The sequence below is a fragment of the Streptomyces megasporus genome, assembly GCF_000718985.1.
GTDB classification, from domain to species: domain Bacteria; phylum Actinomycetota; class Actinomycetes; order Streptomycetales; family Streptomycetaceae; genus Streptomyces; species Streptomyces megasporus.
This window is the reverse complement of record NZ_JODL01000002.1, coordinates 17,455-41,786: the sequence shown is the minus strand read 5'-3', so window position 1 is coordinate 41,786 and position 24,332 is coordinate 17,455. Positions and strand designations below refer to the sequence as shown.

At 72.6% G+C, this 24,332-nt stretch carries 23 protein-coding genes; 12 read left to right on the top strand and 11 right to left on the bottom strand.

Going from position 1 to position 24,332, the window contains the following annotated elements; translation table 11 throughout:
* Positions 1-6: 6 nt before the first annotated feature.
* Complete coding sequence (locus IF47_RS0101945; RefSeq protein ID WP_031506168.1) at positions 7-1,227, top strand: FUSC family protein; 1,221 nt, start codon at positions 7-9, stop codon at positions 1,225-1,227.
* Between the two features lie 135 nt (positions 1,228-1,362).
* Positions 1,363-2,370, top strand: coding sequence for a sigma-70 family RNA polymerase sigma factor (locus IF47_RS0101940; protein WP_031506167.1), 1,008 nt, complete (start codon positions 1,363-1,365; stop codon positions 2,368-2,370).
* Here IF47_RS0101940 and IF47_RS0101935 read toward each other — a convergent pair.
* Positions 2,278-2,748: an STAS domain-containing protein gene (locus IF47_RS0101935; protein WP_031506166.1), complete on the bottom strand. Its 471-nt coding sequence runs from the start codon at positions 2,746-2,748 to the stop codon at positions 2,278-2,280. The genes IF47_RS0101940 and IF47_RS0101935 overlap by 93 nt on opposite strands.
* A gap of 384 nt (positions 2,749-3,132) precedes the next feature.
* Between IF47_RS0101935 and IF47_RS0101930 the strand changes: the two genes are divergently transcribed.
* The 4 genes from IF47_RS0101930 (at position 3,133) to IF47_RS0101910 (ending at position 5,792) form a co-directional block, all read left to right on the top strand.
* Positions 3,133-3,555, top strand: coding sequence for a VOC family protein (locus tag IF47_RS0101930; RefSeq protein WP_031506164.1), 423 nt, complete (start codon positions 3,133-3,135; stop codon positions 3,553-3,555).
* A gap of 226 nt (positions 3,556-3,781) precedes the next feature.
* Positions 3,782-4,531: an SDR family oxidoreductase gene (locus tag IF47_RS0101925; protein WP_031506162.1), complete on the top strand. Its 750-nt coding sequence runs from the start codon at positions 3,782-3,784 to the stop codon at positions 4,529-4,531.
* Positions 4,528-4,968 (top strand): hypothetical protein, encoded by a 441-nt coding sequence (locus IF47_RS31355; RefSeq protein ID WP_245640957.1) that lies wholly within the window; start codon positions 4,528-4,530, stop codon positions 4,966-4,968. The genes IF47_RS0101925 and IF47_RS31355 overlap by 4 nt, the downstream gene beginning before the upstream one ends.
* A gap of 86 nt (positions 4,969-5,054) precedes the next feature.
* On the top strand, positions 5,055-5,792 hold the full coding sequence (locus tag IF47_RS0101910) for a DUF6766 family protein (RefSeq protein WP_245640956.1): 738 nt from the start codon (positions 5,055-5,057) through the stop codon (positions 5,790-5,792).
* Between the two features lie 422 nt (positions 5,793-6,214).
* Here IF47_RS0101910 and IF47_RS0101905 read toward each other — a convergent pair whose 3' ends face one another.
* The 3 genes from IF47_RS0101905 to IF47_RS0101895 form a co-directional block, all read right to left on the bottom strand.
* The gene (locus IF47_RS0101905; protein ID WP_051716834.1) at positions 6,215-7,129 is read right to left on the bottom strand and encodes an alpha/beta fold hydrolase; all 915 of its coding nucleotides are present in this window, start codon (positions 7,127-7,129) and stop codon (positions 6,215-6,217) included.
* A gap of 171 nt (positions 7,130-7,300) precedes the next feature.
* Entirely contained in the window at positions 7,301-7,981 is a 681-nt protein-coding gene (locus IF47_RS0101900) for a DUF4230 domain-containing protein (protein ID WP_031506156.1), read from the bottom strand.
* 513 nt (positions 7,982-8,494) lie between these two features.
* Positions 8,495-8,716, bottom strand: a complete 222-nt coding sequence (locus IF47_RS0101895; protein WP_031506155.1) for a hypothetical protein — start codon at positions 8,714-8,716, stop codon at positions 8,495-8,497.
* Between the two features lie 123 nt (positions 8,717-8,839).
* Here IF47_RS0101895 and IF47_RS0101890 point away from each other — a divergent pair, with 123 nt between their 5' ends.
* The 4 genes from IF47_RS0101890 to IF47_RS0101875 all read left to right on the top strand — a co-directional run bounded on the left by IF47_RS0101890 (position 8,840) and on the right by IF47_RS0101875 (position 11,779).
* Entirely contained in the window at positions 8,840-9,742 is a 903-nt protein-coding gene (locus tag IF47_RS0101890; RefSeq protein ID WP_031506153.1) for a LysR family transcriptional regulator, read from the top strand.
* A 294-nt stretch (positions 9,743-10,036) separates the two neighbouring features.
* Positions 10,037-10,738, top strand: a complete 702-nt coding sequence (locus IF47_RS0101885) for a nucleotidyltransferase family protein (RefSeq protein WP_031506152.1) — start codon at positions 10,037-10,039, stop codon at positions 10,736-10,738.
* The gene (locus IF47_RS0101880; protein WP_031506151.1) at positions 10,725-11,012 is read left to right on the top strand and encodes a BON domain-containing protein; all 288 of its coding nucleotides are present in this window, start codon (positions 10,725-10,727) and stop codon (positions 11,010-11,012) included. Before IF47_RS0101885 ends, IF47_RS0101880 begins: the two co-directional genes overlap by 14 nt.
* Entirely contained in the window at positions 11,009-11,779 is a 771-nt protein-coding gene (locus tag IF47_RS0101875) for a metallophosphoesterase family protein (RefSeq protein ID WP_031506150.1), read from the top strand. The genes IF47_RS0101880 and IF47_RS0101875 overlap by 4 nt, the downstream gene beginning before the upstream one ends.
* Positions 11,780-11,870: 91 nt before the next feature.
* Here IF47_RS0101875 and IF47_RS0101870 read toward each other — a convergent pair whose 3' ends face one another.
* Positions 11,871-12,656: a VOC family protein gene (locus IF47_RS0101870; protein WP_037731775.1), complete on the bottom strand. Its 786-nt coding sequence runs from the start codon at positions 12,654-12,656 to the stop codon at positions 11,871-11,873.
* 172 nt (positions 12,657-12,828) lie between these two features.
* On the bottom strand, positions 12,829-13,638 hold the full coding sequence (locus tag IF47_RS0101865; RefSeq protein WP_051716832.1) for an SDR family oxidoreductase: 810 nt from the start codon (positions 13,636-13,638) through the stop codon (positions 12,829-12,831).
* A 202-nt stretch (positions 13,639-13,840) separates the two neighbouring features.
* On the opposite strand from IF47_RS0101865, the gene IF47_RS32065 reads away from it, so the two are divergent.
* On the top strand, positions 13,841-14,227 hold the full coding sequence (locus IF47_RS32065; RefSeq protein ID WP_031506145.1) for a chaplin: 387 nt from the start codon (positions 13,841-13,843) through the stop codon (positions 14,225-14,227).
* A gap of 114 nt (positions 14,228-14,341) precedes the next feature.
* On the opposite strand, the gene IF47_RS0101855 is transcribed toward IF47_RS32065, so the two are convergent.
* Both IF47_RS0101855 and IF47_RS0101850 read right to left on the bottom strand, forming a co-directional pair.
* On the bottom strand, positions 14,342-15,256 hold the full coding sequence (locus IF47_RS0101855) for a LacI family DNA-binding transcriptional regulator (protein WP_051716831.1): 915 nt from the start codon (positions 15,254-15,256) through the stop codon (positions 14,342-14,344).
* Positions 15,257-17,740: a glycoside hydrolase family 2 protein gene (locus IF47_RS0101850; RefSeq protein WP_031506143.1), complete on the bottom strand. Its 2,484-nt coding sequence runs from the start codon at positions 17,738-17,740 to the stop codon at positions 15,257-15,259. It abuts the gene before it with no gap.
* Positions 17,741-17,959: 219 nt separating this feature from the next.
* Between IF47_RS0101850 and IF47_RS0101845 the strand changes: the two genes are divergently transcribed.
* Positions 17,960-20,176, top strand: coding sequence for an alpha-galactosidase (locus IF47_RS0101845; protein WP_031506142.1), 2,217 nt, complete (start codon positions 17,960-17,962; stop codon positions 20,174-20,176).
* 134 nt (positions 20,177-20,310) lie between these two features.
* Here IF47_RS0101845 and IF47_RS0101840 read toward each other — a convergent pair whose 3' ends face one another.
* From IF47_RS0101840 to IF47_RS0101830, 3 genes are read right to left on the bottom strand one after another with little or no spacing between them, the layout of a single operon-like run.
* Positions 20,311-21,330, bottom strand: a complete 1,020-nt coding sequence (locus IF47_RS0101840) for an ABC transporter ATP-binding protein (RefSeq protein ID WP_051716829.1) — start codon at positions 21,328-21,330, stop codon at positions 20,311-20,313.
* Complete coding sequence (locus tag IF47_RS31345; protein ID WP_245640955.1) at positions 21,327-23,255, bottom strand: dipeptide/oligopeptide/nickel ABC transporter permease/ATP-binding protein; 1,929 nt, start codon at positions 23,253-23,255, stop codon at positions 21,327-21,329. Before IF47_RS31345 ends, IF47_RS0101840 begins: the two co-directional genes overlap by 4 nt.
* A 16-nt stretch (positions 23,256-23,271) precedes the next feature.
* Positions 23,272-24,264: an ABC transporter permease gene (locus IF47_RS0101830; protein ID WP_031506138.1), complete on the bottom strand. Its 993-nt coding sequence runs from the start codon at positions 24,262-24,264 to the stop codon at positions 23,272-23,274.
* Positions 24,265-24,332: the final 68 nt, after the last annotated feature.

Below are 24,332 nucleotides of genomic sequence, written 5' to 3'. Positions count from 1 at the left end.
CCGAACGTGCCTGACGTCCCCGCACCCGTGGCCCAGTTGGTCAGGCGACGCAGGGAACCGGCCGTCGTCCAGGCGCTCCGCGCCACCGCCGCCGCCACGCTCTCCTACGTGGCCGCCCTGTGGCTGCTCGAGACCAAGGCGCCGCTGCTGGCCCCGCTGACCGCGCTGCTGGTCGTCCAGGTCACTCTCTACGCCACCATCACCAGCGGCATCACCCGGGTCAACTCGGTGGTGGCGGGGGTCACGGTCGCCGTCCTCTTCAGTTCCCTGGTGGGTCTGAGCTGGTGGAGCCTGGGCCTGCTCATCCTCACCTCCCTGGCCGTCGGCCACCTGGTGCGGGCGGGCGACTTCATCAACGAGGTGGCGATCAGCGCCATGCTGGTGCTGGGGGTGGCCCAGGCGACCGACCTGGCGCTGGCTCGGGTGCTGGAGACCCTGATCGGCGCGGCGGTCGGGTTCCTGTTCAACTTCCTCTTCGTTCCCCCGGTGTGGGTCCAACCCGCCGAGGAGGCGCTGTTGGACCTGGCGGGGCGGATGCGGCGGCTGCTGCTGCACCTGGGCGAGTCGCCGGGCGCCCACACCCCGGTGCACCGCGCCGCCGCCCGGCTCCAGGAGGCCCGGCGGTTGGACAACGACATCGCGCTGGTCGACCGCGCCCTCGTCCAGGCCGAGGAGAGCCTGCGCCTCAACCCCCGGGTGAAGGAGCCCCTGCTCTCCCGGGTCGTGCTGCGGACCGGTCTGGACACCCTGGAGATCTGCACCTCCGTGCTGAGGTCGGTGTCGCGGACCCTGACCGACCTGGCCACGCACCGCCAGGACGAACCGCTGTTCCCCCCGGACGTCGCCGAGGCGCTGGAGAAGCTGTTCGGGCACCTGGCCGAGACGGTGCGCAACTTCGCCGTCCTGGTCACCAGCCCCAGCAGCGGCAGTTCCGAGGAGGCGGAGGAGCGGCTGGCCCGCGAGCTGGAAGCGGGCCGCGCCGGCCGTGAGAAGGTCGCGCACCTGCTGCTCGGCCGCGTCAAGCGGCACCCGCGCCAGTGGCACCTGCAGGGCGCGCTGCTGGCCGAGATCGACCGGCTGCTGGACGAGCTGGACGTGGAGAAGCGCTCCACTCGTCTGGCCGAGGAACTCGACCGCTACACCCGCGAGGAACGGGACCGGCATCCGATGCTCTACGAGCTCAGGCGCCGGTTCCGGCTGCCCCGCAGCCGTCGCCGCCGCCGGTAGGGCGCCGGGTGCCCGGCGCGTCCGGCCGGGGGTGGCCCGCTTCCGGGGGCGATTGTCGGTGGGCGGTGGTTTGCTGGGAGTGGGTCGGTCGCGAGGAGGCGGCCGGGCACGGTCAGGCTCTCACAGGGGGACTCGATGGGTGACGTCGCGACGACGGAGAGTGCGAGGAGCACGGCGACGCGCGAGTCGGCGGAAGGCGAGCTGGAGCGGTACCGGAGGGAACTGACGGGCTACTGCTACCGGATGCTGGGGTCGGCCTTCGAAGCGGAGGACGCCGTCCAGGAGACGATGGTGCGGGCCTGGCGTGGTCTGGAGCGGTTCGAGGGCCGGTCCTCGCTGCGGTCGTGGCTGTACCGCATCGCCACCAACGTGTGCCTGGACATGCTCGGGGGCAGCCAACGTCGCGCCCGCCCCATGGACCTGTCGTCTCCGGGCGGTGCGGACCTGCCCCCGGGGCCGGCCCTGCCCGAAGCCTGCTGGATCGAGCCGATGCCCGACGGTCGGGTCCTGCCGGAGGGCGGCGATCCGGCCGAGACGGCCGTGGCACGGGAGTCGGTGCGGCTGGCGTTCGTCGCGGTGCTGCAACACCTCGCGCCCCGGCAGCGGGCGGTGCTGATCCTGCGCGAGGTGCTGAGCTGGCGGGCGAGCGAGGTCGCCGAGCTGCTGGACACCACGGTGGCCTCGGTCAACAGCGCGCTCCAGCGAGCGCGGGCGACGCTGGCGTCGAGCGACATCACCGCCGACGGCGGGGTGGACGCGATGGACGAGGGGCAGCGGGCCCTCCTGGCCCGCTACGTCAGCGCCTTCGAGGCGTACGATCTCGACGCGCTGACCTCGGTGTTGCACGACGACGCCACCCTGTCGATGCCGCCCTACGAGCTGTGGCTGCGCGGCCACGCCGACATCCGGGCGTGGCTCACCGGGTACGGCGCCGGCTGTCGGGGGTCACGGCTGGTTCCGGTCGCGGCGAACGGCTGCCAGGGGTTCGGCCAGTACCGGCCCGCTCCGGACGGTGGTCTCACCCCGTGGGCGCTGCAGGTCGTCGAGGTGTCACGGGGGCGGGTCACCGGGATCGTCTCGTTCCTGGACACCGCCGGACTGTTTCCGCTGTTCGGGCTGCCCCCGCGGCTCGATCCCCGCTGAGCGGGCCGGTTCCGGCCCGGTGGCGTCGCACGCCTCCTCGTCCAGCCCCGTCCAGGCGAGGAGACGCCGCAGGTCGGCGTCGGCGTGGCCCAACCGGATCCGGCGGCCCAGCCTGCGTGCGGTGAGTCGCAGCCGGGCCAGGGCCTCGACCGTGACCAGGTCCGCGGTGGAGCACTCCCCCACGTCCACGGTGACCGGGTCGGTTCCGGTGTCGCGCAGCAGGCGGCGCAGACGTTCGCACAGTGGGGGGATGTCGGCACGGGTGATCGGCCCGCGCACGGCGAACACGAGCCCGGCCGACTCCGGACGCGGCCGGCGCGCCTCCTCCGGGCGGGCTGTCCGCGGTTCCTCGTGCCGCGGTTCCTCGTGAGCGGCCAAGGCCGACCTCCTGTGGTGGGCGTCGTCAGGAAGGACCAGCGGGACGGTCGAAACTCATCGCGGCCCGTCGCCACCCGCACGGTCACCGGTACGGACGGTGACATCGACGGCGCCGCGCGGGCCCGGTGCGGAGAGCGGCGTGGTGGACCGATGAGTTCTCCGCCGCCGCGTCGTCCACCCCGTGTACGGGTGGACGGGCCGCTTCCCGGTACCGCGGGCCCCGAGCCGACGCTCCGAGGCGCCGGCGGCCCGCCGGAGGGAGCGGTGGAACCACCGGAACGACGGCCCACGACCGGCGGCGACCGTGAAGGACGCGGAGACCGCCGAAACCACTGGAACCACTGGAACCGCTGAAACAGCACAAACCCCGGAAAAGAGGCCATCGTGTCGAAGAACCTCTTCGTCAACCTGCCCGTGAAGAACCTGAAGCGGTCGACCGACTTCTTCACCTCGCTCGGCTTCTCCTTCGATCCGCGGTTCACGGACGACAACGCCGGCTGCCTCGTCATCGACGAGGGCGTCTACGCCATGTTGCTGACCGAGCCGTTCTTCGCGTCCTTCACCAACAAGAAGGTCGCGGACGCCTCCGTCGGCACCGAGGCCATCCTGGCGCTGAGCCTGGACAGCAGGGAGGAGGTCGACAGGATGGCCGACAAGGCCCTGGCCTCCGGGGGGTCGCCCGCGAACGAGCCCGCCGACCAGGGCTTCATGTACACGCGCAGCTTCCAGGACCCCGACGGCCACCTGTGGGAGGTTTTCCACATGGACATGGCCGCCGCGCCGGAGCAGACCGCCGCCCAGGGGTGACGGCGACCGCCGGGCGACCCGGCGGGGCCACCCCCTCACCCGTCCGGCCGACCTTTCGGGGTCGGCCGGAGGTTCGTTCCTCCGCACTCGGGTGCCCGGCCGTTTCCGCGCCCGTCGCCGGGGCAGTTCGGGCGGGGCAGCGATCCCGCCCCCGGCCCCGCCCGCTACCTCCCCGCACACGGTGGGTTCCCGGCGGCCGGGGCGGCCGAGCGAAGGAGGGAACGCCGTGGGCGGTTCCGCGCATGTGGACCTGACGGGCAGACGCGCGCTGGTGACGGGAGGCGCCCGTGGTCTGGGCGCGTCCATCACCCGCCGCCTGGCACGCGCCGGGGCGGCGGTGCGGGTGGTGGACGTACGGCGCGAGGAGGGCGAGAAGTTCTGCGCCCGACTGAGCGAGGAGGAGGGCACGGACGTCCGCTTCCTGGGGCTGGACGTCCGCGATTCCGATGCGGTCGCGGCGGCCTTCCGCTCGTTGGACGAGGCCCCGTGGCCGCTGGACGTCCTGGTCAACAACGCCGCCGTGGACGTCTCCAAACCGATCGAGCACCTGTCCGCCGAGGAGGTCACCCGGGTGATCTCCACCAATCTGCTGGGCCCGATGTACCTGTGTCTGGAGGCCTACCGGCGCATGGTGGCCCGCGGCGGCGGACACATCGTCAACATCCTCTCCACGGCGTCGAACCGGACCTGGACCGAGGCGGGCCCCTACTCGGCAGGCAAGTCCGGGCTGCGCGCCTTCACCCACACCCTCTTCAAGGAGGCGCAGCGCGACTGCCCCGGCATCGGGGTCACCGGGGTGATCGCGGGCGGCATGGAGACCCCGTTCGTGACCGAGCGCTTCCCCGACGCCGACACCTCCAAGCTGCAGAGCCCGGACGTGGTGGCCGACGCGGTCATGTGCGCGTTGTCGGTGCCCGAGGGCAGTGTGATGTCCGAGTTGGTCGTGGTGCCGCGGAGCGAGTCCTCCTGGCCGTGACAGGAGCGACCACGGTGGGCTCGACGGGGCCGGCCCGGCGCGTCCGACTGGTGCTGGCGGCCGTCGTGGTCGTGGCGACGGCCTGCGGCTGCGGGGCGCCTCGGGAACGGATCGACGGCGCCTCGGCGGTGGCGTCCTCCTTCGCCGAGGCGGCACGGTCCGGCGACGGCACCGCGATGTGCGCCCTGCTGGCCCGCGGGACGAGGGAGGAGTTGGCGCGCTCCGAGGGGACCACCTGCGACAAGGCGGTGGTCGAACAGCGGTTGTCCACCGTCGGCCCGGTGCGGGAGGTCGACGTCCACGGCCTGCGGGCCATGGCGAGGTTCGAGGGCGACACTCTGTTCCTGTCCCGGTTCTCCACCGGGTGGAAGGTCGTCGCCGCGGGCTGCGTCCCCCGCCCCGGGCAGCCGTATCGGTGCCGGGTCAAGGGCGGGTGAGGAGAGGTGAGGACGCTGTTCACGCTGTGCCTGCTGGTGGTGCTGGCCGGATCGGCGTACTTCATCGCGATCGGGCTGACCCAGCGATGAGCGACCGGCCCGCCCGGCGGGAGAGCCGACGTGGAAACCGACGCGGGCGCCGCGGCCCGGTGCTCGGCTTCCTCCACGACAACGGCCTGACCCTGGCCTTCCTGACCGGCTTCCTGGTCGTCCTGGTGGCCCAGGCGTTCGCCGGGCGGGCGGAGTTCAACGCCCAACTGGTCTCCGAGGGGCTGGAACCGGTCTCCTTCGGTTCCTACGTGACCTCCTCGGACTTCGCCGTGGACGTCACCGAGAACTGGCAGTCGGAGTACCTGCAGTTCTTCCTCTACGTCTTCGGCACCGTCTGGCTGGTGCAACGCGGCTCCCCCGAGTCCAAGGAACTCCACAGGGTCGGCACCGAGTCCGACGAGGACCAGAGGGTCGGCGCTCACGCCCGTGCCGACTCCCCCCGCTGGGCCGCCGCTCCCGGCCTGCGGGGCCTGGTGTACTCCCGCTCCCTGGGCCTGGTGATGGGCGGGATCTTTCTCCTCACCTGGCTGGCCCAGTCCGTCACCGGCGTGGCCGCCTACAACGAACAGCAACTGCGGCAACTCCAGGACCCCATCGGCTGGTCCCGGTATCTGACCTCCGCCGACTTCTGGTCCCGCACCCTGCAGAACTGGCAGTCCGAACTGCTCGCGGTGGCCTCCATGGCCATCCTCTCCGTCTACCTGCGGCAGCGTGGCTCCCCCGAGTCCAAGCCCGTCGGCGCCGCCCACCACGCCACCGGCGTCGAGGGATGAGGGCCGAGAGCGCCGGCGTGTCCGGCCCGGTCGTGGTGGGGAGCGGGTCGGACGCGCCGGGCGGATCAGGCGGGTGCGATCAGGCAGGTTTGATCAGGCAGGTTTGATCATGCGGGGGCGATCGGCTCCCGGAGTTCGGTCACCCGTGCGGCGGTGCCCTCGGGGCACTCCGGGCACAGTTCCCGCGCGTACCCGGCCGAGCGGTGGCCGCCGGCCGGGTCGGTCCGGACAGGGCGCAGCGGTCCGATCGCTTCGTGGTGCCGTCGTGGTGCCGTCGTAGTGCCGCGGCATGCGGATCGACACGGGCCGTGCTTGGCGAAGTCTCCGGTGGTGACCGTGGTGCTTCCCGGTCGAGCGCCTCACACGGTGTCAGGGTCGAGAGACGGCCTCCGCCACCGCGATCGACCGGCCGGCGAGGCTCGTCATGCGCCGGTTCCCGAGGGCGTGGAGGCGTCCGCGACGGGGCCGGCGGCGCGGGCCGCGTTGCGGGCCACGGCGTCGACGATGGTGGGCCAGAGCGGTTCGGGGAGGTCGTGTCCCATGCCGGGGAGCACCACCAGTTCGGCGTCGGGCACGGCGGCGGCGGTCGCCTCGCCGCCGTCGCGGTCGATGAGGGGATCGTCGGCGCCGTGGACGACCAGCGTCGGAACCGTGACGGCACGCAGGTGCGGCGTGCGGTCGGGCGAGGCCAGGATCGCGGCGTACTGACGGACGAAGCCCTCGGGCCGGTGGGAGCGATCGTAGGCGGCGGCCGCCCGTTCGCGCAGTTCCTCGTCGGGGGTCGGATAGGCGGGGGAGCCTATGACGGCGGCGGAACGGACGGCCCGCTCGACGGCCTCCTCCCGGCTGCCGGGCGGCGGTGCGGTGAGCGCGGCCAGGGCCTCCGAGGTGGCCCTGCCCACCGAGCGCGCCCCGGTGGTGGACATGATCGAGCACAGCGAGAGCACCCGGTCCGGGTGGTCGATCGCGAACTGCTGGGCGATCATGCCGCCCATCGAGGCGCCGACGACGTGCGCGGCCTCGACGCCCAGGGCGTCGAGCAGTCCCACGGCGTCCCGGGCCATGTCGGCGATGAGGTAGGGCACCGTGGAGGTGTCGCCCGCCAGAACGGCCCTGATGTCCGGCGTCGGGCAGTCGTCGAGGAACGTGGACAGGCCGCAGTCGCGGTTGTCGTAGCGGACGACGTGGAAGCCCCGCTCGGCGACGGCCCGGCAGAACTCCGGTCGCCAGGCGGTCATCTGCGTGCCCAGCCCCATGATCAGCAGCACGGTCGGACGGGACGGGTCGCCGAAGGTGTCGTACTCCAGCTCCATCCCGTTGGACAGGGCACGCGGCATGGGATTCCTCCTCGGGAGACGACCGGTCGGCGACCGGGCCGGGCATCCGTTTCCCACCGGCCGGTCGGCACGATATCGGGGAGGCGGTCTCCGGGGAACAGGCGTGTCCGCCTTCCGCGCCGCCTCTCCTCGTGCGCTCCGGCCCCTCCCCCGCTCGTCGCCGGTGTCCGCTCAGCCCCGCCCGTCGGGCCGTTCGAAGACCACGGAGATCCGCTCGAAGCCCAGGGATCGCAGCAGGTTCTCCAGCATCTCCTCGGTGTTCCGCTCGGCGCGCGCCGTCAGGCCGCTCTCCCGTGCCGCCTCCTCGATGCGTCGCACGGCGAGGCGGTGCACCTCGCGCTCGTCGCCCGGGTTGTCGGAGAAGAAGTCGCCGAGCCGGTCGAGCAGTCCGCGTTCCTTGGTCACGGCGTACGAGCGCTCGACGTCCAGCGCGGGCTTCTCCAGTCGGGCGCGCGGCAGCCTGATCGTCGCGCTCCTGCGGTCGTCCGAGACCGTGACGGCGTCCTCGTCGAGGCCGCCGAGGTCCACGTAGGCGCCGACACCGCCCGTGCCGACGAACAGCGTGCGGCTGCCGCGCACCGCGTCCGGCAGGAACTTCGCGTCCTTCTCCAGGTCCACGACGACCTGGAAGGTGCCGGAGGCGCCCTCGTAACGGCTCATGTCATTCAGGGACTTCAGCAGCGCGGGGCCGGTGCGGTCCTCGGTACGGGTGGCGAAGGGGTTCAACTTCTCCGGTAAGAGGCGGAGTTGGCCCGCCAACAGGACTCCGGCCACCGACAGCACCAGGATCGCCGGAACGAGGAGGAGGGTGGGCAACCGGGACGAGGAAGATGATCTGACGGATCGTGTCATCCGGTGTGCACCTCCGGGTCGGCGAGGGGTCTCCTCCCCGTCTTCCCGGAAAGCGCCGCTCCATGGGGGCGCGTCGGGGCACGGACGCGGTCGCGCGGTCGAGGGCGCCGTCCCCGCCCGCGACCCGACCGGCGCGCCCGCGCGGACACGAGGCTTCGACGACCGCGTCCACCACCGAGTGGCTGCCCGGCCGCCTCCGCCGCGGAGTCCGCCCACGCCCGCCCACGGGGGTCGAGGAGTTCGAACGGCACCATCCGCACCTCCCCACCCGTGGACCGGCGGAGTCGGCACCGCTCCCCTCCGCCGTGTCCGCGACGGACGATTGGAGAGTCATGTCCGGAGTCCTCCTCGCCGGCGGAGCGACCGCGGCGTTGCTCGTCTCGGCCCTCGTCGGCCCCGTCCTGGCGGCGTGTGACACCCCCCGTCGGAGGCGACGCGCCCCTGAGCGCGACGGGTGCCGCGCCCGACGAGCGCGGCACCCGTGCGCCGGTGACCGCGGACGACGGCGCCCGTTCACGGGGCGGGGGCCGGAACGGGCCGGTCCGCCACCGGACCGCGAGGGTCCGGGCGTCCGCGCACGGCGATCCGGGCCCCCGCCTCGTCCACGACCCGCATCTGCAGCGAGCCGCAGGCGCACCGGGTCCACACCGTCTGCCCGGTGGAGGTGGAGTGCCGGGAGACCACCTTGATCGGTCGGGCGTCCGGCCATCCGCAGTGCGGGCACTGGCTCGTCATTCGCTTCCTCCGATTCTCACGCTTCTCCGGCGCTTCTCGGCCGCCGTCACCGACCAGGGTCGAGGTCTCGCACCCTCCATGTCCAGGTTGACTTTCCGAACCCAACTGTTAAGCGTGGGCTACATGATTGATCTGCGTCGCCTCCGTGTCCTCAGGGCGGTGGCTCACTACGGAACGGTCACCGCCGCCGCGCGGGCCCTGCACTTCACGCCGTCGGCCGCCTCCCAGCAGATCCGGCAGCTCGGCCGCGAACTGGGCGTCGACCTGCTGGAGCCGCACGGCCGCCGGGTGCGGCTCACTCCCGCCGCGCGGACCCTGCTGGCTCATGCCGACGCGATCGAGGCGCGCTGGGAACAGGCGGAGATCGAGCTGCGCGCGCAGGGCGACGAACCGGCGGGTCCACTGCGGGTGTGCGGATTCCCCGTCGCCGTGTCCACGCTGCTCGCCCCGCTGGCGGCGGCACTGCGCACCAGCCGGCCCCGGCTGACCGTGCGGATCGTCGAGACGGAGTTGCGCGACAGCTTCGACCTGCTCTTCGAGCGGGAGGCCGACCTCGCGATCGTCGAGGCCGCCTCGGACACCCCGCCCCCGAACGACGCGCGGTTCGACCAACGGCCGCTGTTGGACGACCCCTTCGACCTCGTCGTCCCCGACGACCACCCACTCGCCCGCCTACGGCAGGTGGACCTGGCCGATGCGGCCGGCGAGGGCTGGATCGTCCCGCTGCCCGGCAGCACCTGTCACGCGCACACCCTCACCGCGTGCGGCGCGGCCGGGTTCACGCCGGCGATCGCGCACCACGCGCTGGCCTGGGACGCGATCGCCACGCTCGTCGCGCACCGGCTCGGTGTGGCGCTCGTGCCGCGCCTGGCGCACCTCCCGCCCCACCTGCCCGTCGTCCGCGTGTCCTGCGCCGGGAACCCCACCCGCAGACTGCTCACCTGCACCCGCCGCGGCGGACACGAGCACCCCGCCGTCGCGGCCGCGTTGGAGGAGTTGCGGCGCATCGCGCCGACCGTCGTCTGACCCCGAGCCGTTCCCGGGCCCGTGGCCGAGCCGCCGCCCGATCCGTCCGGAACCGCCTCGCGAGGCCCACACCACCGGCATCCACCGGTATCGAACGGTATCGAACCGCCGACGGCGGGTACCGGTGCTCTCGTGGAAGGCCGCCGGACCTGCCGGCCGAACGCCGGAAGAACCCGGCCGGGCGCCCGAGAGTCGGCACGCCGCCGCGCACGCGACACCGCGACGCGGCCGACGCGGCCGACACGGCGACCCGGTGGCGGGGAACGACGAGACGACGTGGAGATCGGAGTGACTGTGACGGAGCACCCGGGCGAGACGGCACCGGCGGGGCGGAGCGCACCGCCCGGACCCCGCTCGGCGGCCGCACCCGGCGGCGGGCGGGACCGCCGGGAGCCCGGCGAGGGCCTCGGGGAACTGCCCCCGAACCGCACCCAGGCCATCCTGGAGGCCACCAAGCAGGTGGCCACCCTGCTCAAGGCCGGAGGGCACCCCTTCGCCCTGGCGGGCAGTGTCGCCGTCTACGCGCACGGCGGCCCGGACAACCTGCAGCACGACGCCGACTTCTGCATCCTCCCCGAGGACGCCGAGGCGGTGGCCGCCACGCTGCGCAAGGCGGGGCTGGAGGTCTACACGCCTCCGGAGGACTGGCTGCTCAAGGCGAAGTGCCTGGGCGAGGACATCGACCTGATCTTCGAGCTGGCACACCAGCCGGTGACCCGTGAGCTGCTGGAGCGGGCCGACCAGCTTCCCGTGGAGTCGGTCCACATGCCCGTCCTGGCCGTGACCGATCTGGTCGCCAGTCTGCTGAACGCCTTCACCGAGCACCACTGCGACTTCGGCGCCGTCCTGCCGATCGCGCGGGCCCTGCGGGAGAAGGTCGACTGGGCCCGGGTGCGGCGCGAGTGCGGGTCGGACCCGATGCCCGCCGCCTTCCTGTACCTGCTGGAGCGCCTGCAGGTCATCGAACCGGAGGAGGACTCCCATGACGGACCGTGAGAACCGCCGGACGGACCCCGCTGAAGGCGCCGTCGCCATCGAGTACCGCATCGGCCACCTCCAGGAACGGCTCGTCCACGAGGAGATCGCCGAGCAGGGCATGCGCATCGAGGCCCGCGGCGACACGGTGGTGGTCACCGGCACCGCCCCCACCACCGAGTGCCGCGAGACCATCGAGCGCGTCGTGCGGGAGGAACTGGCCGGTGTGCCGGTACGGACCGACATCGTCGTGGCCGACTCCACGGCCCCCGACCGCTCGGAGGAACTCGCATGATCCGCATCGCAGCCGTCGGTGACATCCACATGGGCCCGGACAGCAGGGGGGTGCTCCGTCCGGCCTTCGAGACCCTGCACGAGTGCGCCGATCTCCTGCTGCTGGCCGGGGACCTGACCCGCCACGGCACCCCGGAGGAGGCCCGGGTCGTCGCCGACGAGGTGGCCGGGCTCCCGGTGCCGGTGATCGCCGTCCTGGGCAACCACGACCACCAGGACGAGCGGCCGGAGGAGGTCACCGCCGTCCTGCGCGAGGCGGGCGTGACCGTCCTGGAGGGCGAGGGCACGGTCGTCGACGTGGACGGGACCGCCGTCGGGGTCGCCGGCACCAAGGGCTTCGGCGGAGGGTTCGCCGGGCGCAGCGGCAGCGAGTTCGGCGAGCGGGTGATGAAGGACTTCATGCGCCACAGCCGGCACTGCGCGGAGGGTCTGCGGACCTCCTTGGAGGAGCTGCGGGACCAGGGGTGCGCCGTGCGCGTCGCCCTGACGCACTTCTCCCCGGTGCCCGACACGCTCGCCGGAGAGCCGCTGGAGATCTACCCCTTCCTGGGCAGCTACCTGCTGGCGGAGGCCGTGGACACGGCCGGCGCCGACCTGTTCGTCCACGGACACGCGCACGCGGGCACCGAACGCGGTCTGACCAGCGGCGGGGTACGGGTGCGCAACGTGGCGCAGCCGGTCATCCGCCGCGCCTTCGCGGTGTACCACCTGGAGCCCGGGGCGGACCGTCGGCGGAACGCCGACGCCCTGGCCGAGGCATCCCGCTGAGGTCCTCCCGCCGGTCTCCCGCCGAGACCCCTTCCGGGGGCTCGCGCTCCGCGCAGGGCCCCTGGGGCGGGAGGACCGGGCGCGCCGTCCCTCACGCCCCGGCGCTCTCGATGGAGAACAGGGCGCCCTGCGGGTCACGGATCACCGCCAGCCGCCCCGTCGGCGACTCGGCGGGGGGCGACACCACCTCGGCGCCCAGGGACGCCGCCTTCGCCGCCGACGCCTCGACGTCCTCGACGCGGAAGTGGACGTGCCAGTGGGGCCTGATCCGCGGGTCGGGCGCGTCCTCCACCGCTCCTCCGCTCAGCCCCGCCACGGTCTCCTTGTCGATGCGCAGGATCACCCGGTCGTGTTCGTAGCGGATGTCGTAGCGATCGGGATCGGCCAGGTCCCAGCCGAACACCTCGCCGTAGAAGAGGGCCGCCGCGAAGGCGTCGCGGGTCATCAGCTCCAGCCAGGCCGGTCCGTTGACCCTGCCGCCCACCCGCCACCCCGGGGTCGCCGCTCCCTCCCAGATGCCGAAGACCGCTCCCGCCGGGTCGGCCGCCCACGCCACGCGGCCCGCCCCGAACCTGACCGGGCCCACGGCGACGGTGGCGCCGCGTTCCCGCACCCGCCCGGCGACGACGTCGACGCTGTCGGCGGCGAAGTACGCGGTCCAGGCGGCGAAGGCCCGCAGGCTGTCCCGCGCCTCGCCCAGACCGGCGACCGGCACCCCCTCGGAGAGGGCGACCTCGTAGGGGCCGAGCCCCTGCGAACCCGGCCGGTAGTGCCAGCCCAGCAGCTCTCCGTAGAAGTGCCGGGCGGCCTCCAGATGGGGAGCCAGCAAGGTGACCCAGCAGGGGGCGCCCTGCGGCACGCGCGCGGTCTCCGTCACTGCCGATCACCACACTGTGTCTCGTTCGAGCCGACGGCTCGTGAAGGGTTGGTCGGGTTCCGGGAGGGGGTCGCGGACGGTCTCCTCTCGGGACACCGATGCTGCCTGTTCGCGCCGCCGCTGGAAAACCGGTGCCCACCAACCGGAGCAACGGCCGTCGGTGGGCAGCCGGTCAGGGGCGGCGCCAGGAGTCGTCCGGCAGGTGGGAGCCGGCCTGCGGGCCCATCCTCAGCATCCCGCCGTCGACCGCCCACGACGCGCCGGTGACGTAGGCGGCGTCCTCCTCCGTGAGGAAGGCGATCACGGCGGCCACCTCGCGGGCGTCGCCGGGCCGGCCCGCAGGGATTCCGGGTCGGGGCTCGGTGCGGACGTCGGTGTCCTCCTGGCCGGTCATCGGGGTGGCGATCTCGCCCGGCGCGACGGCGTTGACGGTGATGCCCTCCGCGGCCAGTTCCAGCGCCATGACCTGGGTGAGCAGCCCGAGTCCGCCCTTGGCGGCGCAGTAGGGGGCGGCGCCCACTCGCGGCTGGTGCTCGTGGACGCTGGTGACGTTGACGATCCTGCCCCCGCTCCCCTGCCGGATCATGTGGCGGGCGGCGTGCTGTCCGCACAGGAAGGGCCCGAGGAGGTCGACGTCCAGCACTCGGCGGACGGTGTCGAAGTCGAGGTCGAGGAAGGGGGTGGCGGTGCCCGTCCCGGCGTTGTTGACCAGGACGTCGATCCTGCCCAGCTCGCGGGCGAGCCGGTCCACCGCGTCCGCGGCGCCGGGCAGTTCGGTGAGGTCCATCCGCTCGATCGCGGCCCGGCGACCGTGGGCCCGCACCTCCTCCGCCGTCTCCCGCGCGCCCTTCTCGTCCTCGTGCCAGGTGATGCCGATGTCCATCCCCCGCTCGGCCAGGCGCACGGCGGTGGCGCGGCCGATTCCCGAGTCCGCTCCCGTGATCACGGCGACCCGGGCGGCGGATTCGTCCTGCGTGCTCATCGAACCTCCTCGATCGGCTTCGGCCGGATTCCGGTACCCGGGGGTCTCCCCGCGAAACGGCGGGAGCCAAGGGGGCGAAACGACGGGCTCGATCACCATTCGGCCTAATCGTGGTGACCTATGGGCGGATCGGGCGTTGGTCACGGCACCACCGCCGTCGGCCGGCGGTTGGGCGAATGTTCGCTATAAGGAGTGACTTTCCATGTCGCGTATTGCCAAGGCTGCCGCCGTGACGGCCGCTGCCGGTGCCGTCCTGGTCGGTTCCGCCGGGAGCTCCTCCGCCTACGACGGGGCCCAGGGCATCGCCGCCGGCAACCCCGGCGTCGTCTCCGGCAACGTCATTCAGGTGCCGATCAACATCCCGATCAACGCCTGCGGCAACACCGTCGACGTCATCGGCGTGCTGAACCCGGCGTTCGGGAACGTCTGCATCAACGACTTCGGCCGCCACCACTACGAGAAGAAGGACCACGACAAGAAGCACGACGGCGGCAAGAAGGACGACCACCGCGGCGGCCACGACGGCGGTAAGAGGGACGACCACCGCGGCGGCCACAACGGCGGCGGCCACAACGGCGGCGGCCACTGACATCGCCGGCGCCGGCTCCGGGCGGGCCCTCGTCCGCCCGGGTCGACGACCTCCGGGGAGGAGGCCCCTGTGGGCTCCCTCCCCGGAGGTTTCCGCGTTCCGACGCGGTGCCGGCTACGCCGTGGTGGACGGGACGGCGCACCGGGCGGTGCTGCCCCGGGGCACGCACCGCGCGGTGGGGGACCACCGCTCGGCCACCGGCACCCCGTCGAGGAGCTCCAGCACCGATTCGGCGACCAGCACCCCGTACTGGTGCACCTCCACGCTCATGGTGGTCAGCGGCGGGGACGCCAACCGGCACAGGGTGGAGTCGTCCCAGGCGATCAGACTGAGCCGCTCCGGCACCGGGACGCCCATCTCCTTCGCCGCGCCCAGTCCCGCGACCGCCATCACGTCGTTGTCGTAGAGAATCGCGGTGGGCGGGTCCGGCCGGCGCAGCAGGGCCTTCGTCAGCCTCGCGCCCGCCTCGTCGGAGTAGTCGCCCTCCACGACCACCGGTTCGACCCCGACCTCGCGGCACCCCTCGACCAGTGCCGCGGTACGGGCCCGGGTGTGCAGCAGGTTGGCGGGACCACTGACCCTGGCGATGCGCCGGTGACCGAGGTCGAGCAGGTGGGCGAGCGCCTCGCGCACCGGCCCGGCGTCGTCCGTGCGGATCACGGGCATGGCCGGGCCCCCGCCGTCCCCGGTGTCGGCGGCGTCACCGCCCGCGCCGACGAGGACGGCGGGCAGTCCCAGTTCCCGCAGGACGGGCAGCCGTTTGTCGTCGACGGTGCGATTGACCACCACGACCGTGTCGACCAAGCCCCGGTCCGCCCACCGTCGGTAGGCGGCGATCTCCGCTTCCTGGGTGGCCACGACGTGGAGCAGGACGGACAGGCCGCGTTCGGCGAGGCGTTCCTCGATGCCCGCGATGAATTCCATGAAGAACGGTTCGATGCCCAGCAGGCGCGCGGGACGCGCGAGCACCAGCCCGACGGCTCCCGAGAACCCGGTTCCGTTCGTTCCGCCGTGTTCCGTGGTGTTCACTCAGGATCGCACCACCGGAGCGCTCAGGGCATTGGCGGAGCGCAGCACCAGCGGCCCCGTCAACGCGGCGGGATCGATGTCGGCCTCGGTCCTGACGGTGAAGGACCTCGACTCCCCGGCCGGCATCGGCACCAGCATCTCGTCCACGACCGCGTCGGGTGCGACCCGGTCGGCCAGGACGGCGACGTCGCGCGCGAAGGACTTCGCGTACACGTCCACCCGGTAGCCCCCGGGGACCGCGACGGCCTGTGCCTTCAGCGGCTCGGGGTCGTAGGCCAGCTCCCGGTCCTCGCGGAAGAGGTGGACGGCGCGTGCGTCCGGTGCGGTCGCCACCAGCACCTCCTCCTGCTCGTTCTCCGGGCTGACCAGGGACGAGGCCGGCTCGATGCGGGCAACCGAACGGGCCGGTACGTCAAGGGAAAGCTTAACGCTCCGCAATATCCGGCCCGAGAACGTCTGCCGCTCCAGGAGCAGCTCTCCCCTCCAGGGCTCGTCGTGGTCGTTCACCGCGACCAGGACGAGGCGGCCGTCGCGGGGCTGTGGGGTCAGCAGCCGGGGCGCGTAGGCGTGGCGCAGCCCGTACCACAGCGGCTTGGGGCGCTCGTCGCCGTCGACCGCGGCCCAGGAGGTGACCGGCCAGCAGTCGTTGAGCTGCCAGACGACCGCGCCGGCCGTCCGCGGCCACCAGGAGCGGAAGTGCTCGATGCCGAAGGCCACCGCGCGGGCCTGGTTGAGCTGGGTCGCCCAGTGCCAGTCCTCGAAGGTCCTCGGTTCGGGCAGGTGGGGGGCCATGCCGCGGGCGAGCTTCTCGTTGCCCTCCTCTGCCTTCTGGTGCAGCAGGAAGGCGGGAGAGGTGGGGGTCAGCGGATCGTCGTGGATCCACTTCGTCAGGGTCGCCCAGGTCGGGGGGCCCTGGAAGCCGAACTCCGAGCAGAACCGCGGGATGTGGTCGCGGTAGTGGGTGTAGTCGACCCGGTTCCACACCTCCCACTCGTGCCGGGTGCCGTGGTTCTCGTCGTTGGGGTGGACCCCGTCGACCGGCATGCCGGGGTTGTAGGGGCTGTTGGCGCAGTAGAAGCGGGTCGGGTCGAGTTCGGCCACGATGGACGGCAGCAGCTCGGTGTAGTAGCCCAGGCCCCAGGTCCGTCCCTGGAGCTGCTCGGGCCATCCCCAGTCGCGGAAGCCCCACATGTTCTCGTTGGCGCCGTTCCACAGGGCGAGGGAGGGGTGGGAGGCGAGGCGGACCACGTTCTCGCGGGCCTCGGCCTCGACCTCGCTCCACAGCGGCTCCTCCTCGGGGTAGGAGGCGCAGGCGAAGGGGAAGTCCTGCCAGACCAGCATGCCGCGCTCGTCGCAGACGTCGTAGAAGTCGTCGGTCTCGTAGATGCCGCCGCCCCACACCCGCAGCAGGTTCATGTGGGCGCCGACCGCCTGGTCCACACGGCGCTCCAGGCGCTCGCGCGTGACGCGGGTGAGGAAGTGGTCGTCCGGGATCCAGTTGGCCCCCTTGACGAAGATCGGTCTGCCGTTGACGACGACGGTGAAGGGGGTGCCGATCTCGTCGGGGGCGGTGTCCACGGTGACGGTGCGGAAGCCGATGCGGCGCTCCCAGACGTCCAGCGGCTCGTCGGCGCCGGCCGTCCCCAGGGCGACCCGGAGGTCGTACAGGGGCTGGTCGCCGTGGCCCACTGGCCACCACAGCCGGACGTCGGGGACGGTGAGGGTGAGCCGCGCGCCGGTCTCGCCGGCCGGGACGGTGACGCGCTCGGCGCGGCCGGCCACGGTGGCGGTGAGTTCCACCGCGCCGCTCTCCGCCAGGCCGGAGCGCTCGATCTCGACGTGCACCTCGGCACGGCCGGTGCCGTCGGCGTCCACCGTCACCAGGGGACGCACCAGCGCCAGGCGGGCGGTGTGCCAGCGCTCCAGGCGCACCGGCTTCCAGATGCCCGCCGTCTGCAGGTCCGGGCCCCAGTCCCAGCCGAAGCTGCACGCCATCTTCCGCACCATGTTGAAGGGGTGCGGGTAGACGTGGTCACGACGGCCGAGACGGCGCTCGACCTCCTCGGCGTACTCCAGGGCGGAGCGGAAGGAGACCACGAGTTCGTGAAAGCCGCCGCCCTCCAGCGCGTCGCGGACGTCGAACCGGTGACTGCGGTGCATGTTGGCCGTCTCGCCCAGCACCCGTCCGTCCAACTCGACCGTGGCCACGGTGTCCAGCCCCTCGAAGAGCAGGTCCACCCGCTCGTCCGGCCCGGCGGGCGCCGTCTCGAAGGCGAGCGCGTACCGCCAGTCGGTGCGGTGCGCCCAGACCAGTTCCTCCTCGACGCGGTCCAGGTAGGGGTCGGGGATCAGGCCCGCCGCCAGCAGGTCCAGATGGGCGCTGCCCGGAACGGCGGCCGGGACGGTCCGTCCCGCGACGTGCTCCGGCACCGGTCCGGCGATCGCCGACAACTGCCAGCCGTCGTGCAGGGTTTGGCGGATCATCGGCGTTCACTCCTCGATCGGCTCCGCTGCGCGGAGTGCTGGGTCTGGGACGGTCCGAAGGGCCTTCGGGGTGCCCTCGGAGGGTCGAAGGGAGGGCGGCCGATCACCGGTGGATTTCTCCTTCGCCGGCCGAGTATCGTCGCCCGAGATTCTTACGCCACCGAACAAAGTAAGTCAACGGCGCCTCCGGCGTCCGCCTGGCCAGGACGGAGACCCACCGTGGCACCACGTTCCGCTCCCCCTCCCTCCCTTCCCTCCGAGCCGATCCACCTGCGCGCCGCCGGCGTCGGTCTCGTGCTCGACCCGACCGGCGGCACCCTCCCCCGGGTGCTCCACTGGGGAGCCGACCTCGGCCCCCTCGCCCCCGAGGAGCTGTGGGACCTGAGACTCGCGCGGGCGCCGCAGCCCATCGGCTTCTCGGTGGACGGACCGGTCGAACCGGCCGTGCTGCCCGAGCAGTCGGCGGGTTGGCTCGGCACCCCGGGCCTGGTCGGCAACCGCGGCGGGAGGGACTTCTCCACGGCCTTCGCGGTCCGGGAGGCCACCGTGACCGTGCCGGAGGCGTCCCCGGGAACGCCGCACCACTCCGCCGGCGGCGAGGCGGGCGGACGTGTCACCGTCCTCGCCCACGACCAGGAGGCCGCGCTGGAACTGGAGTTGACGATCGAGCTGACCGCGTCCGGCCTGGTGCGCCAACGCGCCACGGTCGTCAACCGCGGCCCCTCCCCCTTCGCCGTGGACGCCGTGCACCTCACCCTGCCGGTGCCCTCCGTCGCGACCGAACTGCTGGACTTCACCGGGCACCACCTGCGCGAGCGCGGCCCGCAGCGCACCGCCTTCACCCAGGGGCTGCGGATGCGGGAGAACCGCACCGGACGCACCGGCTACGACAGCGCCTACCTGCTCGCCGCGGGCACCGAAGGGTTCGGCAACCGCTCGGGAGAGGTGTGGGCGGTGCACACCGCGTGGTCCGGCAACCACCGCACGTTCGCCGAGCGCACCTTCCACTCCGTCTCGCTGCTGGGCTCCGGCGAACTGCTGCTCTCCGGCGAGGTGGAGCTCGCGCCGGGCGAGTCCTACACCTCGCCGTGGCAGTACGGCTCCTACGGGAGGGGGCTGGACGAGGTGTCCGCCCGCTTCCACCGCTGGCTGCGGTCCCGGCCCCACCACCCCTCCTCGCCCCGGCCGGTCACGCTCAACACCTGGGAGGCCGTCTACTTCGACCACGACCTGGAGCGGCTGCGCGCCCTGGCGGACGCCGCCGCGGCGGTGGGCGCCGAGCGGTTCGTCCTGGACGACGGCTGGTTCGGGTCGCGCCGCGACGACCGGCGCGGTCTGGGCGACTGGTACGTCTCTCACGAGGTGTGGCCGGACGGGCTGGGGCCGCTGACCGACCACGTCACCGGGCTGGGCATGCAGTTCGGCCTGTGGGTGGAGCCGGAGATGATCAACGAGGACTCCGACCTGGCCCGCGCCCACCCCGACTGGATCATGGCCACGGGTGGACGACTGCCCGGCGCGGCCCGCCACCAGCAGGTGCTCGACCTCGCCCGTCCCGAGGCGTTCGCGTACATCCTGGAGCGCCTGGACGAGCTGCTGACCGCGTACCCGATCTCCTACCTGAAATGGGACCACAACCGGGATCTGGTCGAGGCCGGCCACCGGCCGACCGGCCGCGCCGGTGTGCACGGGCAGACGCTGGCGGTGTACCGACTGATGGACGAGCTGCGCCGGCGGCACCCCGGGGTGGAGATCGAGTCCTGCTCCTCCGGCGGCGGACGGGTCGATCTGGAGATCCTCCAGCGCACCGACCGGGTGTGGGTCTCGGACTGCATCGACGCCCTGGAGCGGCAGCGGATCCAGCGCTGGACCAATGTGCTGATCCCCCTCGAACTGATGGGCACGCACGTGGGCTCCGACACCGCGCACACCACCGGGCGCCGCCATCCGATCGACTTCCGGGCGGGCACGGCCCTGTTCGGCCACTTCGGCATCGAGTGGGACCTGACCGCCGCGAGCCCAAAGGACCTGGCCCGACTGGGCGAGTGGGTGGCGCTCCACAAGGAGTTGCGCGGCCTGCTCCACACGGGCACGGCCGTCCACGCCGACCACCCGGACCCGGCCTGCCGCCTGCACGGCGTGGTCGCCGAGGACGGCTCGGAGGCGGTGTACGCGCTCGTCGCCACGGCCTCCTCCGAGCTGTACCCGCCGGGTCCGGTCAGGCTGCCGGGGCTCGACCCCGAGGCCGTCTACCACGTCCGGCCGCAGGCCCCCGGCGACCTGCCCGACGGCAACGCCCACCACTGGGGCGCGCACCTGCCGTGGTGGACGCCGGAGGGGGTCCGTCTACCGGGTCGGGTGTTGGACAGCGCCGGGCTCCAAGCGCCGGTGCTCTACCCCGAGCGGCTGGTGCTGCTGCGCGCGACGCGGGTGTGAGCCGTCTCCCTCGGCGGGGCCCGGACCGGAGGTCTCCAGGGGTCGGGCCCCGCCGAGAGGACGGCCGAGGGGACGGCTGCGGGGACGGCGGAGAGCACGGTGCCGGGCGGCCGTCAGGGCGGGCCCGGAGACCGTCAGACGGGTCGTCCGGCGGTCGTGTCCGCGCCGGTCGGCCGCGCGCCGTCGTCGTCGCCGGGCCGCAGCCGGCACCTGACGTGGTGGCCCTGGCCCACCTCGAAGTCCTCGGGCCTGCGGGCGCAGATCTCCATCGCCGAGGGGCAGCGGTCCCGGAAGGTGCAGCCGGGGTCGTCGCCGGGAAGGGCGGAGTCGCCCGCCGGCTTCAGGCCCAGCGCATCCCCGAGCCGGTCCCGGTCGCGCGCCTCGGGGTCGGGGGCCGCCGCCGCGAGGATGCGGGTGTACGGGTGCCGGGGGTTGAGGATGACCTCGTCCGCCGGTCCCCTCTCGACCACGCGCCCGCGGTACATCACCAGGATGTCGTCGGAGAAGTGCCGCGCGGTGGCGAGGTCGTGGGTGATGTAGAGGACGGCGAGGTCGTCCTCGCGCTGGAGACGGGCGAGCAGGTTGAGCACGCCCAGCCGGATGGAGACGTCCAGCATGGAGACCGGTTCGTCGGCGACGACGACCCGGGCGCCGGGCGCCAGGGCCCGGGCGATCGCCACGCGCTGACGCTGGCCGCCGGAGAGTTCGTGCGGGCGGCGTCCCGCGATGTCGCCGGCCGGGGTCAGGTTGACGCGCTCCAGCAGCCGCTCGACCTCGCGCCGGGTGTCCGCCTTCCCCTTGACCCGACCGTGGAGCTTCAGCGGACGCGCCAGGTGGTGCTCGACGGTGTGGAACGGGTTGAGCGAGGCGAAGGGGTCCTGGAAGACCATCTGCACGTGGTCGCGGTAGTCGCGGTCGGCCACCCGCGTTCCGTCGGACCGGGTGGCGACGATCTCTCCGGAGGTGGGCCGCTCCAGGCGGGCGATCATCCTCGCGACCGTGGACTTGCCCGATCCGGACTCGCCGACCAGCGCCACCGTCCGGCCGGGGGTCAGGGTGAAGGAGACGTCGTCGACCGCGCGGAACCTCGACTGTCGCAGGCCGGAGCGCAGGGAGAAGTCCTTGACCAGGCCGCGTACCTCCAGGGTCGTCATCGCGGACCCGCCTCCTTCACGGTCTTCACGGTCGTTTCGGTGCGCTCGCGGGCACCGGACTCCCCGGTGCGGACGAACGCCCCCCGCTCCCCGGTGAGGCTGGGGAAGGAGTCGAGCAGCTCGCGGGTGTAGGGGTGTCGCGGTCGCTTGTGGATCTCCTCGGCGGTCGCGTACTCGACCACCTCCCCGTCGCGCATGACGGCGATCCGGTCGCTGATTTCCAGCAGCAGCGGCAGGTCGTGGGTGATGAAGACGACGGCGAAGCCGAGTTCGTCGCGGAAGCGCAGGATCTCCCGGAGAATGCCGCGCTGGACCACCACGTCGAGGGCCGTCGTGGGCTCGTCCATGATCATCACCTGGGGGTCCAGCAGCAGCGCCATGGCGATCATGACGCGCTGTCGCATGCCCCCGGAGAGCTCGTGCGGGAAGGAGTCCAGTCGCCGCGGGTCGACGCCGACCAGGCGCAGTACCTCGGCGCACCGCTCGCGACGCTCCTCGGCGGACATCCCCGGCCGGTGCGTGGTGAGGACGTCCTCCAACTGCGCCCGGATGGAGATCACCGGGTTGAGGGCGTTCATCGCACCCTGGAAGACCATCGACAGCTTCGACCAGCGGAAGGCGCGCAGCTCCTCCTTCTCCAGGGCGAGCAGGTCGATGTCCGTGCCGTCGCGGTCGTGGAAGACGACCGTTCCCGAGGTCACCTCGGCCGGCGGCCGGTGCAGGCGGTTGATCGCGTAGGCGAGGGTGGTCTTGCCGCAGCCGGACTCGCCCGCGAGACCGAGGATCTCCCCGCGGCCGAGGGTCAGCGAGACGTTCTTGACGGCGTGCGTGGGCCTCTCGCCCCGGTAGACCACGTCGAGGTTCTCGACGGTCAGGACGGCGTCCCGGCCAAAGGCGTCGCGCCGGGGCGCCGGGCTCGCCTTCCGCTTCCGAGGCCCCCCGCCCTCGGCGGTCCGGCGGGCACGGCGGCCGGTCGCGGGGACCGTGCGCAGCCTGGGGTCGATGATCTCGTCGATGCTGAAGTTGATCAGGGAGAGGCCGCAGCCGAAGAGCGCGATGACCAGACCGGGCGGGCCGAACCACCACCACGCCCCGTACTGCAGCGCGAAGCCGTTCTGGGCGTAGTAGAGCATCGTGCCGAGCGTGGGGGAGTTGGAGGCCCCCAGCCCCAGGAAGGACAGGCCCGCCTCGCTGAGGATCGCCAGGATGACGGCGAACACGAACTGCGAGGCCATCAGCGGCAGCAGGTTGGGCAGGATCTCCACGGAGATGATCCGCCACGGCTTCTCGCCGGCCACCTTCGCCGCGGCGACGTAATCGCGGTTGCGCAGAGAGAGGGTCTGGGCGCGCAGCACCCGGGCGGAGGCCGCCCAGCCGGTGACCGCCAGCACGACCGCGATGGTCCACCAGCCGCGCCGCTCGACGGGGACGAAGCCCGCGATGACGATGACCAGCGGCAGACCGGGGATGACCAGCATGACGTTGGAGAACAGGGAGAAGCCCTCGTCCACCGCCCCGCCGACGTAGCCGCCGATGACGCCGAAGACCGCGGAGAAGAGGGTGGCCAGAACGCCCACCAGCAGGCCGATCTGCAGCGATCCGCGTGTGGCGTGGGCCAGTTGGGCCAGTACGTCCTGGCCGGTCTGGGTGGTGCCCAGCCAGAACTCCCCGCCGGGGGAGGTCATTCCGATGTCGCGGACCGTGTCGGGGTCGCCCACCGCCATCGGTCCGAGGACGCCGAAGAGGGCGATCGCCACGACCAGGCCGAGGCCCACTCCGAGCTTGGGCGACCAGCGCGGCAGCATGGCGCGCCAACCGCTGGTCCCGGTGCGTCGGACGGCGGGTCCGGCGCCGGAGGTCCCGCCGGGGGTGTCCGGCGGCGCACCGTCCTCGACGGCCCCGGCGGACGGGTTGATGTTCGTCACGGTGTCGGCTCCTCGGTTATCGGTTGCCGGCGCGGGTGCGGGGGTCGATCAGGCCGTACAGCAGGTCGACGACCAGGTTGGCGCCCAGCACCGCCACCGTGATGACCAGGAAGATCCCCTGCATCAGGGCGTAGTCGTTGTTCTCCACGGCCTGTAGGAGCCTCGACCCGATGCCGGGGTAGGAGAAGACCTGCTCGGTGATGATCGAGCCGGAGACCACGAACCCCAGGGAGATCGCGAATCCGGCGACCGAGGGCAGGACCGCGTTGCGGGCGGCGTAGCGGGTCATGATGCGGCTGTCGCGCAGCCCCTTGGCCCGGGCGGTGAGGATGTGGTCCTCCGAGACCGTCGAGACCATCATGTTCCGCATGCCCAGCAGCCAGCCGCCGACCGAGGAGATCACGATCGTCAGGGCGGGCAGGGTGCCGTGGTAGACGGCGGACGCGATGAACTCGCCGTTCCAGCCGGGGCTCAGGATCACGTCGTACCCGCCGTTGAGGGGGAACCACCTCAGGGTCGAGGCGAAGATCGCGACCAGGATCAGCGCCAGCCAGAAGTACGGCACCGCGGCCAGGACGGTGGTGGCCGGGACGAGCGAGTCGAGCCAGGTGCCGCGCTTCCAGCCGACGAGGGTGCCGAGCCCGACGCCGAGCAGGAACGAGATCAGGGTCGCGAGGCCCACCAGCACGATCGTCCAGGGCAGGGCGTCGGCGATGACGGTGGAGACGTCGGTCGGGAAGACGCTCACCGAGACGCCCAGGTCGCCGCGGAACATGTTGGCCAGGTACGAGACGTACTGGCCGATCAGGGGGTCTCCGGTGTCGGTTCCGAGGAGAAGCTCGTAGGACCTGCGGATCGAGGGATCGGTTGCGCCGCCGCGCTGTTGCAGCTTCGCCATGAGGGTGTCCACCGGGTTTCCCGGCATCAGCCTCGGTATGAAGAAGTTCAGGGTCAGCGCCGCCCAGAGGGCGACGAGATAGAACCCGAGCTTCCGGGCGTAGTACCTCACCGATGTCCGCCTATCATTCTGTCCGTCCCTCCGTCTTCCCCTCGGAACCGTTCACCGCCGCGGGGCCG